General features: G+C 63.8%; 13 protein-coding genes and 2 pseudogenes. 9 read left to right on the forward strand and 6 right to left on the reverse strand.

The window, feature by feature from the left end:
* Positions 1–24: 24 nt before the first annotated feature.
* On the forward strand, positions 25–1287 hold the full coding sequence (locus tag BA190_RS22480; protein WP_082979963.1) for a cyclopropane-fatty-acyl-phospholipid synthase family protein: 1263 nt from the start codon (positions 25–27) through the stop codon (positions 1285–1287).
* A gap of 115 nt (positions 1288–1402) precedes the next feature.
* Positions 1403–2959: a DUF4070 domain-containing protein gene (locus BA190_RS22485; protein WP_068292600.1), complete on the forward strand. Its 1557-nt coding sequence runs from the start codon at positions 1403–1405 to the stop codon at positions 2957–2959.
* Positions 2960–3114: 155 nt separating this feature from the next.
* On the opposite strand, the gene BA190_RS22490 is transcribed toward BA190_RS22485, so the two are convergent.
* Complete coding sequence (locus BA190_RS22490) at positions 3115–3642, reverse strand: DUF6428 family protein (protein ID WP_068292539.1); 528 nt, start codon at positions 3640–3642, stop codon at positions 3115–3117.
* Between the two features lie 47 nt (positions 3643–3689).
* On the opposite strand from BA190_RS22490, the gene BA190_RS22495 reads away from it, so the two are divergent.
* From BA190_RS22495 to arsH, 6 genes and pseudogenes are all read left to right on the forward strand, one after another.
* Positions 3690–4052: a helix-turn-helix transcriptional regulator gene (locus tag BA190_RS22495; protein WP_068292543.1), complete on the forward strand. Its 363-nt coding sequence runs from the start codon at positions 3690–3692 to the stop codon at positions 4050–4052.
* Positions 4045–4575: an arsenate reductase ArsC gene (locus BA190_RS22500; protein WP_156771658.1), complete on the forward strand. Its 531-nt coding sequence runs from the start codon at positions 4045–4047 to the stop codon at positions 4573–4575. The genes BA190_RS22495 and BA190_RS22500 overlap by 8 nt, the downstream gene beginning before the upstream one ends.
* Positions 4576–4583: 8 nt before the next feature.
* Positions 4584–4970: pseudogene (gene arsC, locus BA190_RS37240) on the forward strand (arsenate reductase (glutaredoxin)); the annotation flags it as partial.
* A 48-nt stretch (positions 4971–5018) separates the two neighbouring features.
* Positions 5019–5414: pseudogene (gene arsN2 / locus BA190_RS37245) on the forward strand (arsenic resistance N-acetyltransferase ArsN2); the annotation flags it as partial.
* Between the two features lies 1 nt (position 5415).
* Positions 5416–6468 (forward strand): ACR3 family arsenite efflux transporter, encoded by a 1053-nt coding sequence (gene arsB / locus BA190_RS22510; protein WP_068292551.1) that lies wholly within the window; start codon positions 5416–5418, stop codon positions 6466–6468.
* A complete protein-coding gene (gene arsH / locus BA190_RS22515; RefSeq protein WP_068292554.1) occupies positions 6468–7181 on the forward strand; it encodes an arsenical resistance protein ArsH in 714 nt (237 codons plus the stop codon). Before arsB ends, arsH begins: the two co-directional genes overlap by 1 nt.
* An 88-nt stretch (positions 7182–7269) precedes the next feature.
* On the opposite strand, the gene BA190_RS22520 is transcribed toward arsH, so the two are convergent.
* Both BA190_RS22520 and BA190_RS22525 read right to left on the reverse strand, forming a co-directional pair.
* Positions 7270–8127, reverse strand: coding sequence for a MipA/OmpV family protein (locus BA190_RS22520; RefSeq protein WP_156771659.1), 858 nt, complete (start codon positions 8125–8127; stop codon positions 7270–7272).
* A gap of 152 nt (positions 8128–8279) precedes the next feature.
* Positions 8280–8837: a TetR/AcrR family transcriptional regulator gene (locus BA190_RS22525; RefSeq protein ID WP_202908507.1), complete on the reverse strand. Its 558-nt coding sequence runs from the start codon at positions 8835–8837 to the stop codon at positions 8280–8282.
* Between the two features lie 176 nt (positions 8838–9013).
* Here BA190_RS22525 and BA190_RS22530 point away from each other — a divergent pair, with 176 nt between their 5' ends.
* Positions 9014–9583, forward strand: a complete 570-nt coding sequence (locus tag BA190_RS22530) for a hydrolase (protein WP_068292560.1) — start codon at positions 9014–9016, stop codon at positions 9581–9583.
* A gap of 107 nt (positions 9584–9690) precedes the next feature.
* Here the strand turns inward: BA190_RS22530 and glyA are convergent, their stop codons facing one another.
* The 3 genes from glyA to BA190_RS36925 form a co-directional block, all read right to left on the reverse strand.
* Positions 9691–10995 carry a serine hydroxymethyltransferase gene (gene glyA / locus BA190_RS22535; protein ID WP_068292563.1) on the reverse strand — a complete coding sequence of 435 codons (1305 nt, stop codon included), beginning with the start codon at positions 10993–10995 and terminating at the stop codon, positions 9691–9693.
* A 45-nt stretch (positions 10996–11040) separates the two neighbouring features.
* Positions 11041–13734, reverse strand: coding sequence for a phosphoenolpyruvate carboxylase (locus BA190_RS22540; RefSeq protein WP_068292566.1), 2694 nt, complete (start codon positions 13732–13734; stop codon positions 11041–11043).
* 339 nt (positions 13735–14073) lie between these two features.
* Positions 14074–14232 (reverse strand): catalase (peroxidase I)-like protein (locus tag BA190_RS36925; RefSeq protein WP_202908508.1); only part of this gene is annotated, 159 nt, incomplete at its 5' end.

Genomic DNA, 14232 nt, shown 5'->3' on the forward strand with positions numbered 1-14232 from the left:
CGTCGCCCAATAGGAGATTATAAGATGGCTTCCACCTTGGACCGCATCCTGCGCTGGGCCTTTGCGAGGATCGTCAGCCGCGGCAATCTGACGGTGGTGACGCCCGCCGGAACCAGGCTCGCCTTCGGTGACGGCAGCGGCGAGCCGGTCACTGTCCGCCTGACCGACCGGGCGGGCGTCATCGCTCTACTGACCGATCCCGACATGCGGCTCGGCGAACTCTATATGGACGAGCGCTTCCTGGTCGAACAGGGCTCGATCTACGATTTCATCCATCTCATCCTGCGCGAGGGGCAGAACCAGACCCATCCCCTGCCCGCGCGCCTCATCGATCGGGCCCGCGCCGGGCTGCGCCGGTTCCGGCTACGCAACCTGCCGGGCCGCTCCAAGCGCAATGTCGCCCATCACTACGATCTCGACGGACGCCTCTACAATCTGTTCCTGGATGCCGACCGGCAATATTCCTGCGCCTATTTCGAATATCCCGGCCAGTGCCTGGAAGATGCGCAGACCGCCAAGAAGCAGCACATCATCGCCAAGCTGCGAATCGGGCCGCAGCACAAAGTGCTCGACATCGGCTCGGGCTGGGGCGGCCTCGCCTGCTCGATGGCCGAAGCGGGTGCGAGCGAGGTCCGCGGCGTCACCCTGTCGGAAGAACAACTCGCCTTCGCCAGGGAACGCCCCAAGGGCACCGCCGAAGGCCGCGTGCATTTCGACCTGATCGATTATCGCAGCGTCCAGGGCCGTTTCGACCGCATCGTCTCCGTCGGCATGTTCGAGCATGTCGGCCTTGCCCACTACGAGACCTTCTTCAAGACCGCAGCCCGGCTGCTCGCCGATGACGGCGTCATGCTGCTCCACACCATCGGCTGTTCGGCCGAACCCGGCTTCACTACGCCGTGGCTCGACAAATACATCTTCCCCGGCGGCTATATTCCCTCACTCTCGGAGATCCTGCCGGCCATCGAGCGGGCCGGTCTGATCGTCACCGACGTGGAGGTATTGCGCCTGCATTACGCCGAGACGCTGAAGGCCTGGCGCGAGCGCTTCCTGGCGCACTGGGACGAGGCAGAAGCGCTCTACGACGCACGCTTCTGCCGGATGTGGGAATATTACCTCGCCGCCGCCGAAGTCGCCTTCCGCTGCGAGGACCTCGTGGTCTTCCAGATCCAGCTTGCCAAGTCCAACCAGGCCCTGCCGACGACGCGCGACTATATCGCTGCCGGACACCCGCCGGCAGCAAGCAATTTTACGACCGTAGACACGCAACTCGAAAGCGCAGCCTGAAACGGCACGCCAAGTTCTTCCCCCCGGGGGCTCGCCGCCGGGCAAACCTTCGAACGCAACGAACTGATGGAATAGCCGCAAGAACATCCTTCAACACCACTGAACGGTGACGACCATGGCCCATATCGTGCTGATCAATCCGCGCTTCGAGGCTTCCTATTGGGGATTGGAACATGCCTTGCCCCTGTTCGATGCCAAGGCCAATTTGCCGGTCGCCTGCCTGCCCTTGCTGGCGGCGCTGACACCATCCGAACACACCGTGACCCTGATCGACGAGAACGTCGAGGCGATCGACTACGAGCTCTGCGCTCGCGCCGACATCGTCGGCCTCACCGGCATGATCGTGCAGCGTTTCCGCATGCGCGAGATCCTCGACGAGTTGAAGCGCCGCAACTGCTTCGTGGCGGTCGGCGGGCCCTGGATCACCGTGCGGGAGGACTATTTCGGCGACGATGCCGACGTCACCTTCGTCGGGGAGGCGGAGGAAAGCTGGCCGCGCTTTCTGGATGACTGGGTCCAGAATCGCCATGCCCGCCGTTACGAACAGGCCGACAAGACCGACATGGCCACGGTGCCGGTGCCGCGCTTCGATCTCTTGAAGATGGACGATTATGCGGTCGGCAGCGTGCAATTCTCGCGCGGCTGCCCGTTCACCTGCGAATTCTGCGACATCATCGTGGTGTTCGGCCGCAGGCCACGCATCAAGACCAGCAGGCAGGTCATCGCCGAACTGGAGGCGTTGCTGGCAACCGGGATGGATACCGCCTTCATCGTCGACGACAACCTGATCGGCAACAAGAAGGCCATCAAGGAAGTTCTGCGCGACGTCATCGCCTGGCAGGTCGCGCATGATTATCCGATGACCTTCGTGACCGAGGCCTCCATCGACCTTGCCGACGATGCCGAGTTGATGGAGTTGATGGTCGACGCCAATATCAGGGTGGTGTTCATCGGCATCGAGACGCCCAACGAGGCCGCCCTGCGCGAGACCAAGAAGCTGCAGAACGTGCGCAAGGGCGCCAGCATGCTGGAAAAGGTCCATACCATCCAGCGCAGCGGCATCGAGGTGTGGTGCGGCATGATCCTGGGTTTCGACAGCGACGATGCCACCATCTTCGAGGCCCAGCGCCGGTTCATCAAGGACTCGCGCATCGTCAACGCCATGGTCGGCATGCTCGCCGCCATTCCCAAGACTCCCCTCTATGCCCGCCTCGCCAAGGAGGGGCGGCTCGATCCCACCGACCGCCAGATCTATGGCACCAATGTCATCCCGCTCAATTTCAGCCGCGAGGCGCTGCGCGACGGTTATCTCGATGTGATGGCCGACCTCCATCGGCCCGAGGCCTATTTCGATCGTCTCGATGCCCTCTATCTCGACGAGCGCATCGAGCCGGAACGCTCCAGGCTCAGGCATCTGCGCCGCCACCCCCTGCGCCTGGCCAAGCTCAATCTGATGTGGATGCTCGAAGCCGCCGGCATCTTCCTGCGCCTGATGCGCCGGGTGCCCCAGAAGGAGTTGCGCCGAATCTACCGCCAGCGTCTGTGGACGATGCTCAAGCGACGGCGATCGCCCGTGGTGATGCAGATCTACGCGATCAAATGCGCGATGCATTATCACGCCCACACCATGATCACCGACATGCGGGCCGGGCGGATCGTCAACTCATTCTGAAAAATGTGGAGCAAGCCTGCGCTCGGCCTAGTACTACAGTTGCTTCTTTGTTCGAAGGGTATTTGGAATGTCAGCCCCGCTCCATCACTTGATGGAGCTGTGGAGGCTGACACTCCCCTTTTCCCGTGCTCCTTCATGCAGACGCAACTGCAGTGCTAGCAGCACCCGCCGCCGCTTGCTTTCGAACTGCAGCACGCCGTCGCCCCGGCCGGTTGCTCGAGCCGATGGCGCGGCTTGCAAATTGCCGGGCGCCCTTCGAGTTTGAGGACGATCTGCTCGCCACCGGCGATTTCAAGTGCACCGACATCGAATATCTGCATGGGCTCGCCAGGCTGGCCCACCTCGAAGGTAAGCCGGGCATCCGCTTCGAGGTCCACCCTCTCCGCGACCCGCTGCAGGATTCGTTCAAACTTGGCGACGGGCATGAAATCCCCGCCGGCGGTCGCCTCGATGTCCTCCACCTGCAGGATCGTTTCCCGCCAGGCATCCGGGGAGCCACCACAGTCCAGGGTGACGAACGCGCCCGCCTTGACCTCGGTGACATGATAGCCGGGCCGTATCGTCCGCCCGCCATAATTCAGCACCAGCGCCTTGCCGGCATGGGGTTTCAACGCAGCGAGGAAACCGCCGAGCGAGGCATCGCCGCCAAATTCAATCATCAATGGGCTGGTAGAAGCGTTCATGGTGGTGTATCCATCATTTCAATGATTCTTGAGATGTTGAGATAAAGATGGACGAAAAGCAAGCCCTCGATGCCTTCGCCGCCCTATCCCAGGAAACGCGGCTCAGGATCGTCAAGCTCCTGGTGACGGCTGGCCCGGACGGCATGGCGGCTGGCGCGATCGGCGAGGCCATGGATAGAGCTTCCTCCTCGCGCATGTCGTTTCACCTCAGCCACCTCGAACAGGCTGGCCTGGTCGAGTCACGCCGGGAGGGGCGCTCGATCCTCTACAGCGCGGCCTATCCGGCGCTCTCCGGCCTGATCGAGTTCCTGATGCGCGACTGCTGCCAGGGGCACCCGGAAGTCTGCAATCCTGCCGTCGCCTCGCTCTCCGCTTGTTGTGCTCCTCGAAAGGATGTCACTCATGCCTGACCCGCACACCTACAATGTGCTGTTCCTGTGCACCGGCAACTCGGCGCGCTCGATCCTGGCCGAAAGCATCCTGCGCAAGGACGGCGCAGGTCGCTTCAATGCCTTCTCGGCGGGAAGCAAGCCCAAGGGCAGCGTCAATCGCTTCGCGCTGCATTGCCTGGAACGAGCAGGCTATCCCGTCGACGACCTGCGTTCGAAGAGCTGGGACGAGTTCGCCGGGCCGGGTGCCACGCAGATGGATTTCGTCTTCACGGTCTGCGACGACGCTCACGGTGAAGCCTGCCCGGTCTGGCCCGGACACCCGATGTCGGCCCATTGGGGCATCGAGGACCCGGCCCGCGTCGAGGGCAGTGACATCGAGAAGGAAACGGCCTTCGTTACGGCGTTGCGTTTTCTCAAGAACCGCATCGGTACCTTCACAGCGCTGCCGGTCTCCAGCCTGGACAAGGCCTCGCTTCGGGCACAGCTCGTCGAGATCGGCCAATCCGAAGGGGCAACCTCGCCCCGCAACAGCGCAGCGTGACTGCGAGCATGCACATCGTCATCTATCACAACCCGGATTGCGGCACCTCGCGCAACACGCTGGCCTTGATCCGGCAGTGGGGGATCGAGCCCCATGTCATCGAATATCTGAAAACGCCTCCCTCACGCGCCCTGCTGGCGCAACTCGTCGAGCAAATGGGCATCGGCGTACGAGGCCTCATCCGCCAGAAGGGCACGCCCTATGCGGAACTCGGATTGGATGCGCCTGATCTGACGGGAGACGAACTCCTGGATGCGATGGTCGCACATCCCATCCTGATCAACCGCCCCATCGTCGTCAGCCCTCTTGGCGTGAGGCTCTGCCGGCCGTCCGACGTCGTGCTCGATCTCCTCCCTACGATGACAGTCTCGTCGGCGGTCGAGAAGGAAGAGGGCGCGCCTTTCCTGAAAGACGCTCCGGTAGCTCCGACCGATCCGGCCCTGGTCGCAAGCCTCCAGGCGGCGAATCTGCCGACCGACGATCTTGCCGAGCCCGGCCGCACCTTCTTCGCCTATGAAACGCTCAACGGCCGGCCAGTCGGATTTGGTGGCTATGAGTTGCAGGGTGAGCACGTCCTGATCCGTTCGGTCGTGGTGTCGCCGGAGGTCAGGGGAACGAGGGTCGGCCGCAACATCCTGCCCCTGCTCCTGTTCCGGGCTCACCAGGCCGGAGCAAAGCGCGCCTGGCTCCTGACGACATCGGCACCCGACTTCTTCTCCCGCGCCGGTTTCAAGCCGGTGGAGCGGGCAGAAGCCCCGACCGCGATCCTGGCAACGCGCCAGGCCGCATCCCTTTGCCCCGCCAGCGCGGTCCTCATGACCCGCGAGATCAGTTTCTGACATGTCCACATTCGAACGCTACCTGACGCTCTGGGTTGGCCTTTGCATCCTCGCCGGCATCGCACTCGGTCACATGATGCCGGCGGCCTTCCAAACGATCGGCGCCGCCGAGATCGCCAAGGTCAACCTGCCGGTGGCCGTGCTGATCTGGCTGATGGTCGTCCCGATGCTGCTGAAGATCGACTTCGCCGCCCTGCGCGAAGTCGGTCAGCATTGGCGGGGGATCGGTGTCACCCTCTTCATCAACTGGGCCATCAAGCCCTTCTCGATGGCGCTGCTCGGCTGGTTGTTCATCGGCTGGCTGTTCCGGCCCTATCTGCCGGCGACCCGGATCGACAGCTATATTGCCGGACTGATCATCCTCGCGGCCGCACCTTGCACCGCCATGGTGTTCGTCTGGTCGAACCTGACCAAGGGCGAGCCGCATTTCACCCTGAGCCAGGTCGCGCTCAACGATGCCATCATGGTCGTCGCCTTCGCGCCGATCGTCGGCCTGCTGCTCGGCCTGTCGGCGATCACCGTTCCATGGGGCACGCTCGTCCTGTCGGTCGGGCTCTACATCGTCGTTCCGGTGATCGTGGCGCAATGGCTCCGCCGTCGTCTGCTGACTGCCGGAGGCCAGGCGGCGCTCGAACGTTTTCTCGCGCGCATCGGCCCCGTCTCCCTGCTGGCGCTCCTCGCCACGCTGGTGCTGCTGTTCGGCTTCCAGGGCGAGCAGATCATCGCCCAGCCGCTCGTGATCGGGCTGCTTGCCGTACCGATCCTGATCCAAGTCTATCTCAATGCGGGGCTTGCCTACCTGCTCAATCGCGTCGCAGGCGAGCAGCATTGCGTCGCCGGTCCCTCGGCCCTGATCGGCGCCTCCAACTTTTTCGAGCTCGCCGTTGCTGCCGCCATCAGCCTGTTCGGCTTCAACTCCGGGGCAGCCCTGGCAACCGTCGTCGGTGTGCTGATCGAAGTGCCGGTCATGCTGTCCGTCGTGTGGATCGTGAACCGGTCAAAGAATTGGTATGAGCGGGGTTCCTCTGCGACCGCCGCGGAAGGACGCAATTGATGATCAACGACCTGCCCAACATCGCCGCTGATTGCGTTGAAATCCCCTCGCTCGATCGTCTGCGGCCGAAGGCGTCGACACATCCGCCACGCATCCTGATGCTTTACGGCTCGCTGCGGGAACGCTCCTACAGCAGGTTACTGACGCTGGAAGCCGAACAGCTCCTCAAGCATTTCGGCGCAGAGACCCGTATCTTCGATCCTCATGGCTTGCCGCTGCCGGACACCGAGCCGGCAGACCATCCCAAGGTTCGCGAACTACGAGAATTGTCGGAATGGTCGGAGGGTCAGGTCTGGTGCAGCCCCGAGCGCCACGGCGCCATGACCGGCATCATGAAGGCACAGATCGATTGGATTCCCTTGTCGATCGGGGCCGTACGCCCGACGCAGGGCAAGACGCTTGCCGTCATGCAGGTCTCTGGCGGCTCGCAATCCTTCAATGCGGTCAACCAGATGCGCGTCCTCGGCCGCTGGATGCGAATGATCACCATTCCCAACCAGTCCTCGGTCGCCAAGGCTTATGAGGAGTTCACGCCCGGCGGCCGCATGAAGCCTTCATCCTATTACGAGCGCGTCGTCGATGTAATGGAAGAACTGGTCAAGTTCACTTTGCTGACGCGAGATGCCTCCGATTACCTCACCGACCGCTATAGCGAGAGGAAGGAAGCTCACGCCGCCCTCGAAGCCCGTCTCAAACTGGCAGAAGTCCGATGACCCAATCCCACGCTGGCCCGTGATCACCATCATCGGAGCGGCACAGATCTTTGCGCGGGGCGTCCTAACAGCCAAATCGCAAAACGCTTCAGCGGAATTTCAGGCCGAAGGAATAGCTCAGGCTGAGGCCGACCGTGTTCTGGTTGAGCGAACCGAAACGCTTCGTGACCGGACTGTCCGCGGCATCGCCCGTCAAGCGCTCGAACTTGTCGTAGAGCGTCGCTTTCCAGGCCGGCGAAAACTGGTAGGAAACCGAAGCCAGGGCGCCATAGGCCTTGATGCCGGCTGAGGGATCGTAGGGTATCACCTGGCCGTTGCGCGCGGCGTCGCGCTCCGACACGCCGAAGGAAGAGCGCATATAGGTGCCGTTGCCGACCGACAGGCGCGGGCCGATCGAAAAGGTGAAGGCGTCGTAGGGCTGCACCCAATCGGCCGAGAAATCGGCGACCAGCCCCTGCCCGGCCCGCAGGGCCTGGCGTACCTCCGCACGGGCGCGCAACTGGTTCTCGATCAGCCAGTATTCCATGAACAGGCCGGCATCCAGCGTTGCGGGCACCGTATGCACCCCGGCGAGGTCCCGCTCATCCGATCGCGAGCGGCCGCCACGGAAATCGGCAGCGGGCCCGATGGCAAGGCCGTGGCTCTCGAACACCGAAAACGAGAACGCGTCATCAGGCGCGCCCCATCCGGGTGCCTCCCCCGCCCGCCTGATGTCGAAATCGGAGGGCAGTACGGTGACGCTGGTTTTCGAGGCTCCCTCATAGGTCGGTCCGTACTGGGTCCCGACACCCACCGTCACGATCCAGTCCGGACCGGCGTCGGGCTGCGAGGAGAAGTTCAGCACCGAATAGGGAGAACGTTCATCGGCTTGCACTTGGGAGCCGGGCGTGAACGCGCCGGCGGCAAGGCCAAGGAGAGCCAGAACGGGCAATACTCTCGTACGCATGGACGCGGCATCCTCAAACTGGATCGTACTTGCGGCGCGTTCCGTCGCGTTGACAAGCAAAATCAGGCTAGAGGCTTAAGATTTCATGGGCATGACGCGTTTGTGCCACGGGAGAAATCTGCCGTTCATCGCCTCGTCTTGAGTGTCAATCGTCACGGCCGAGCCGGCGTCAGCTTGGCCCCCAGATAGAGACGGTTCATCAATCTGAGCTGGTCGGGCGCGCCCGGCGTGGTCGGCGCATCCTTGCGCATCATGCCGACCATGGTCTTCATATTGTTGAGCACCACCGCGGCAATGTCGTCGGCCTCGGCCTCCGCCAACCCCGGCGCGTTGGCCTTCAGCGCGGCGCGTACGCCGGCGAGCGCCTGGGCGCGAAAGCGCAGGCGGATCTGCGTCCAATCCGTCCTGGAATCCAGCAACGCCGTGACAGCACGTGCCTGGGGATGGAGTTGCACCAGGAGTTCGATCAGAATGTCCGCCAGTTGCTCCGGCGTGGCGCCTCCTGCCTGGTCGCGCACGGCGTCATAGGCCCCAGCAAGAACCGTCGCATAGTGATCCATCAGGGCGTCCGCCACCGCGTCCTTGCTGGGAAAGAAACGATAGAGCGAACCGATGCGGGCATCGGCGCGCTGAGCGATCTCCGCCATCGTGGTCGCCTCGAAGCCACGCTCCTGGATCACCTCCGCCGCCGCCTCCAGAAGTTCAGCCACGCGTTGGCGGCCGACCTCACGCTGTGGCGCCAGGGTTCTGCGTTTCTGGCTTGACAAATTTGAGTCCATCCTCAAATAGATGCTATGCTTGAGTAATTCCTCAAATAGATAGCCGCCTTCCTGCCACCGCGCAATCCGGCGCGAGCCGGGCGGGAACTCGGCGAAAGGATGGTTCCATGCTTGCTTTGCCTGCCAGCACCACGGCCCTCATTCTGATCGATCTGCAGAATGGAATTGTCTCTACACCGGCCGAGCCCTATTCCGGCCCGGATGTGCTCGCCCGGGGACGTCTACTCGCCCAGCGCTTTCGCGCAGCCGGAGCGCCCGTCATTCTCGTCAATGTCGCCTTTTCCGCCGATCGCGGCGATGCCCTCAAGGCCCCCGTCGACCAGCCGATGAAAATGCCGCCCGGCGGATTTCCCGAAGGCTGGGCGGATCTGGCCGAGGGTCTTGCCGAGCCCTCCGATCTCAGGGTCACCAAGCATCAATGGGGCGCCTTCTATGGCACCGAGCTCGATCTGCAGCTGAGGCGGCGCGGCATTACTACCGTGGTCATCGGCGGCATCGCCACCAATATCGGCGTCGAGTCGACCGCCCGCGCTGCGCACGAACACGGATATGCCGTCGTGCTGGCGGAAGACGCCTGCACGGGCCGCGCCGCCGACATGCACGCCTTCGCCTTCCAGCGCATTTTCCCCTTGCTCGCCCGCGTCACCAAGGCCGACGACATCGCGCTGCAGCCATGAGAAGCCCACAGGCACGGTCGGGGATACGCAGCTAGAAACCCAAGCCGGCGACGGCGGGACAAGGCCATGGCGCTGACAGTCGCCATGGCCTTTCGTTGCGTTGTCGCTCAGTCATAGATCGGGAAGCGGGCGAGCAGACTGTGCACCGCCTCGCGCACGCCGGCTTCCACAGCTGAATTGCTCGCCTCACCATTGGCGGCGAGACCGTCGATCACCGCCAATGTGAGGCGGGCGACCTCCTTGAATTCCTCGACCATGAAGCCGCGGGTCGTGCAGGCCGGCGTGCCCAGGCGTACGCCGGAGGTGACCATCGGCCCCTGGGGATCGAAGGGAATGCCGTTCTTGTTGCAGGTGATATGGGCCCGGCCGAGCGCGGCCTCCACCGCCTTGCCGGTGAGGTTCTTGCGACGCAGGTCCACCAGCATCAGATGGGTATCGGTGCCGCCCGACACGATGTCGACGCCACCCGAGGACAGGGCCTCGGCGAGCGCCCTGGCATTGTCGACGACATTGGCGGCGTATGTCTTGAACGCGGGCGTCAGCGCCTCGCCGAAAGCCACCGCCTTGGCGGCGATCACATGCATCAGCGGACCACCCTGCAGCCCGGGGAAGACGGCTGAATTGATCTTCTTGCCGATTTCCTCGTCATTCGACAGCACCATGCCACCCCGCGGGCCGCGCAGGGTCTTGTGCGTCGTGGTCGTCACCACATGGGCATGATCGAGCGGGTTGGGATGCACGCCGCCGGCGACCAGGCCCGCGAAATGCGCCATGTCGACGAAGAGCTTGGCGCCGACCTCGTCCGCGATCTCCCGGAAGGCCTTGAAATCGATGATGCGCGGATAGGCCGAGCCGCCGGCCAGGATGACCTTGGGCTGGTGTGTCCTGGCAAGGTCCCGCACTTGGTCGAGGTCGATGCGATGCGTCTGCGGGTCGACGCCATAGGAAACCACGTTGAACCACTTGCCGGACTGGTTGACCGGCGCCCCATGGGTGAGATGTCCGCCTGCCGCCAGATTGAGGCCGAGGAAGGTATCGCCAGGCTGTATCAGGGCCATGAACACCGCCTGGTTGGCCTGGCTGCCGGAATTGGGCTGCACATTGGCAAAACTGCAGTTGAACATCTGCCGCGCCCGCTCGCGGGCGAGTTCCTCGACCTCGTCGACATGCTGGCAGCCGCCATAATAGCGCCGCCCGGGATAGCCCTCGGCATATTTGTTGGTGAGGACGGAGCCCTGTGCTTCCAGCACGGCCCTGGATACGATGTTTTCCGAGGCGATCAGCTCGATCTCCTCGCGCTGGCGATGGAGCTCGCGGCCGATGGCGCCGCTGACCGCCGGATCGGCCTCGGCCAGGTTATCGTGAAAGAAATGGCCGGTATCCGTACCAGCGGATCTGACAGGGCTGTCCATGAAACTCCTCCCTTGTGGCGCCCGGAGGCGCTGATATGACCATCGTCAGCCGGTCCAACCGAGCCCGGCCGAGATGCAGTTGATCGAAAGCAGCAGGGCATTGACCGCCCGCTTGGGGCTGGCGGACTTGCCGTCCTGGGCGCGCACTTCACGCAAGAGCTGGACCTGCAGGCGGTGGATCGCATCCATCTGCGGGCGGATCTGGTCGAAATGCCGCTTGAAGGAGGGAAACCGCTCCGAAAGGGCCAGCCCGCCATTGACCTCGCCGATCATCTTGCGGGTCAGCTCATATTCGGCAGCGATCTTGCGATAGATGCGTTCGCCCACTTCGCCGTCCTGCACCAGCGAGGCATAGAGGCGCCCGATTTCCATGTCGGTCTGGTAGAGGCCCTTGTCGACCTCGTCGACGACGAGCCGGAAGAAACGGGAGCGCTCGAACATCTGGCGCAGGAGGTCGAGTCCGGCCTCGCCGCGAACGCTGACGAAGGAGTTGAGCGCACTGCCGATGCCGTACCAATTGGTGATCAGGTGCCGGTTCTGGCTCCAAGCAAAGACCCAGGGAATGGCGCGCAGATCGGAAATGTCGCGGGCGCCGAAGCGCCGGGCCGGCCGAGAGCCGATCTTGAGCAGCGACAGCTCCTCGACCGGGCTCGCCTGGTTGAAATAGTCGATGAAGCCCGGCTCGCGGATCAGGCCGGAGTAGGTAGCCTGCGACATGCCGGTGAGCGCTTCCAGCGCCTCGTTGAACTCGGGATTGTCCTTGAGCTGGCTCTCGTTGCGCGACTTGACCGAGTGCGCGAACACACTCGCCGCCAGGATCTCCAATTGGTAGAGGCCGGTGCCGCGATTGGCGAATTTCGACGATACCACCTCGCCCTGCTCGGTGACGCGCATCACCCCGTCGATGGTGCCGGCCGGCTGCGCCGCGATGGCCCGGCCGGTGGGCGCCCCGCCGCGGCTGACCGAACCACCCCGGCCATGGAAGAAGCTGATCTTGACCTTGCGCTTGACGCCGAGGGCGGTGATGCGCCGCTGGGCCTTGCTCAGCTCCCAATTGGACGCAAGGAAGCCGCCATCCTTGTTCGAGTCGGAGTAGCCGAGCATCACTTCCTGGCGGTTGGCGAATTCGCGCACCGATCGGCGCACGATCGAAATGCCGAGCAACTGATCGAGAATGTCGGGGGCGGCACGCAGGTCCGCGATGGTCTCGAACAGCGGCACCACGCGCAGATTGATGGTGCCGCTGCCATCGGAAGCGGTGGCGAGCCCGCTATATTGCGCAAGGAGATAGACGGCGAGCAGGTCGTCGCAGGACCGCGTCATCGACAGGATAAAGGCACCGATCGCGCCCGTGCCCGGATCGGCGGACGCCTCGCGGATGACATCGAAGAGGTCGAGCAATTCCCGGGCTTCGTCCGACAAGGCCGCCCGGTCGAAAGCCGGCCTCCTGCCCGATTGCAGCTCGGACCGCAGGCGCGCGCTCCAAGGGCCGGTTTCCGGCTGCGGCGCCTCGCTTCCCGCGATCTGGCCGAACAGCTCGGCCAGCACGCGATTGACCACGGTGGAATTCTGCCGGATGTCGAGCGAGACGGTGCGGAAGCCGAAACTCTCGACCTGCTGGCGCAGGGGACGAATGAGGCGCCGTGCCGTCAGGGAGCCGCCCAGCCTGACGAGGACGTTTTCGAGTTCGCCGAGATCGGCGTTGAAGGCATCCGCGCGGGTATAGGGCTCCGCCATGGATTCGCTGCGCATGGCACGCAGGCGCTCCAGCATGCCTGCCGCGAACTGACGCAGGGGCTCTCCAGGGTTGCGGGCCATGACGGCCGACACCGCGCCTGTCGAGCGCAGGAGGCGCTCCAGGGCCTGGCCGAAATCCTCCGGAATATCGACGACATTGGCGCTGACGCTGAGCACGGTCACCAGACGGCGCACCTGCTGAATATACCAGCCGATGATGGCCTGGCGGCAGGCATCGAGCGCATAGGCCGTGGTCTTGGCCGTGACATTGGGATTGCCGTCGCGGTCGCCGCCGATCCAGGAGGCGAAATGCAGGAAGGGCGGCACCTTGATGTCATATTCCGGATAGTGGCGCGCCAGGGCCTCCTGGGCCGTCTCGTAGATCCGGGGTGTCGCCTCGAAGATGACCTCGCGGAAGAAGTGGAGGCCCCAGGCGATTTCGCGCTCGACCGAGGGGCGTTCGAGCCGCAACTCGCCGGACATCCATAACAGCTCGATCTCGCTTGCCAGATCGTTGACATGCTGCTCGCGCTCGCGCGGGGCCCAGCGATGCTGCTCCAGTTCGGTGAGCTTGCGATAGATGCGCCGGTGGATCTCGAGAACGGTGACGCGCTTGGCTTCGGTCGGATGGGCCGTCATCGTCGGCCCGACCCACAACTGGTCGAGCGCGGCCTGCACCTCCTCGGCCGGATAGCCGGCCGAGGCGATCTCGCCCATCACATTGGAAAAGGAACCGACGATCTCGTCGGCGCCGCCGACCTGCTCGAGCTCGCGCCGGGCGCGCATGGCCAGCAATTCGTTGGCGATGGCAACCAGCTGGAACCAGATCCCGGTCGCCTGCAGGGCACAGATGCGTTGCTTCTTGTCGAGCGTATCCAGTGGCTCGGTGCCGGCCAGCACCGCAGCCAGGGATGGCTCGCGTTCGCTGACGACGGACAGGAGCAGCCTGAACAACAGGCTGCGTACATCCTCGCGGAAACTGAGTGGCCTGCTCTCGTCCAAGGCGTCCCCCGTTCGTCTAGCGGTGATCCCGCAGGCAGGAGGCCCGATACCGGCCCTTCGCCTGTTCCCCCGAATGCTTCGTTCTGGGGATTTTTGGTTGGCTTAGCAGACCGCGTTTTGCCTCGGTTGGGAACGCCCGGACGGGTAGAAATCCTGCTCGTTCGGGTGGTGGAAAGACTGGCCGCCCGGATGACACCGATTGCCCTGCCGAGGAATGGCGGACCCTCGCCTCGCCCAGGGCGTGGTGGACGAGGGGTGTGCAACGGCAAGCCAGCAAAAGAAAACGGGGGCGACCGATGTCGCCCCCGCGTCTTTGATAAACTGCGATTTTCCTGAAGATCAGGCGACATCGAAGCGATCTGCGTTCATGACCTTTGTCCAGGCAGCGACGAAGTCGGTGACGAACTGGGCCTTGGCATCATCGCTGGCATAGACCTCGGCCAGAGCGCGCAGCTGGGAGTTGGAGCCGAACACCAGGTCGGCCCGGGTGCCGGTCCA

The organism is Labrys sp. WJW, assembly GCF_001676615.1.
Lineage (GTDB): Bacteria > Pseudomonadota > Alphaproteobacteria > Rhizobiales > Labraceae > Labrys > Labrys sedimenti.

What these genes read in the sequence shown, in the direction of transcription:
- arsH (WP_068292554.1), top strand. Translation starts at nt 6,468, where the DNA reads ATGATCAACGACCTGCCCAACATCGCCGCTGATTGCGTTGAAATCCCC.
- BA190_RS22480 (WP_082979963.1), top strand. Translation starts at nt 25, where the DNA reads ATGGCTTCCACCTTGGACCGCATCCTGCGCTGGGCCTTTGCGAGGATC.
- BA190_RS22520 (WP_156771659.1), bottom strand. Translation starts at nt 8,127, where the DNA reads ATGCGTACGAGAGTATTGCCCGTTCTGGCTCTCCTTGGCCTTGCCGCC.
- BA190_RS22495 (WP_068292543.1), top strand. Translation starts at nt 3,690, where the DNA reads ATGGACGAAAAGCAAGCCCTCGATGCCTTCGCCGCCCTATCCCAGGAA.
- BA190_RS22500 (WP_156771658.1), top strand. Translation starts at nt 4,045, where the DNA reads ATGCCTGACCCGCACACCTACAATGTGCTGTTCCTGTGCACCGGCAAC.
- glyA (WP_068292563.1), bottom strand. Translation starts at nt 10,995, where the DNA reads ATGGACAGCCCTGTCAGATCCGCTGGTACGGATACCGGCCATTTCTTT.
- BA190_RS22490 (WP_068292539.1), bottom strand. Translation starts at nt 3,642, where the DNA reads ATGAACGCTTCTACCAGCCCATTGATGATTGAATTTGGCGGCGATGCC.
- BA190_RS22485 (WP_068292600.1), top strand. Translation starts at nt 1,403, where the DNA reads ATGGCCCATATCGTGCTGATCAATCCGCGCTTCGAGGCTTCCTATTGG.
- BA190_RS22530 (WP_068292560.1), top strand. Translation starts at nt 9,014, where the DNA reads ATGCTTGCTTTGCCTGCCAGCACCACGGCCCTCATTCTGATCGATCTG.
- arsB (WP_068292551.1), top strand. Translation starts at nt 5,416, where the DNA reads ATGTCCACATTCGAACGCTACCTGACGCTCTGGGTTGGCCTTTGCATC.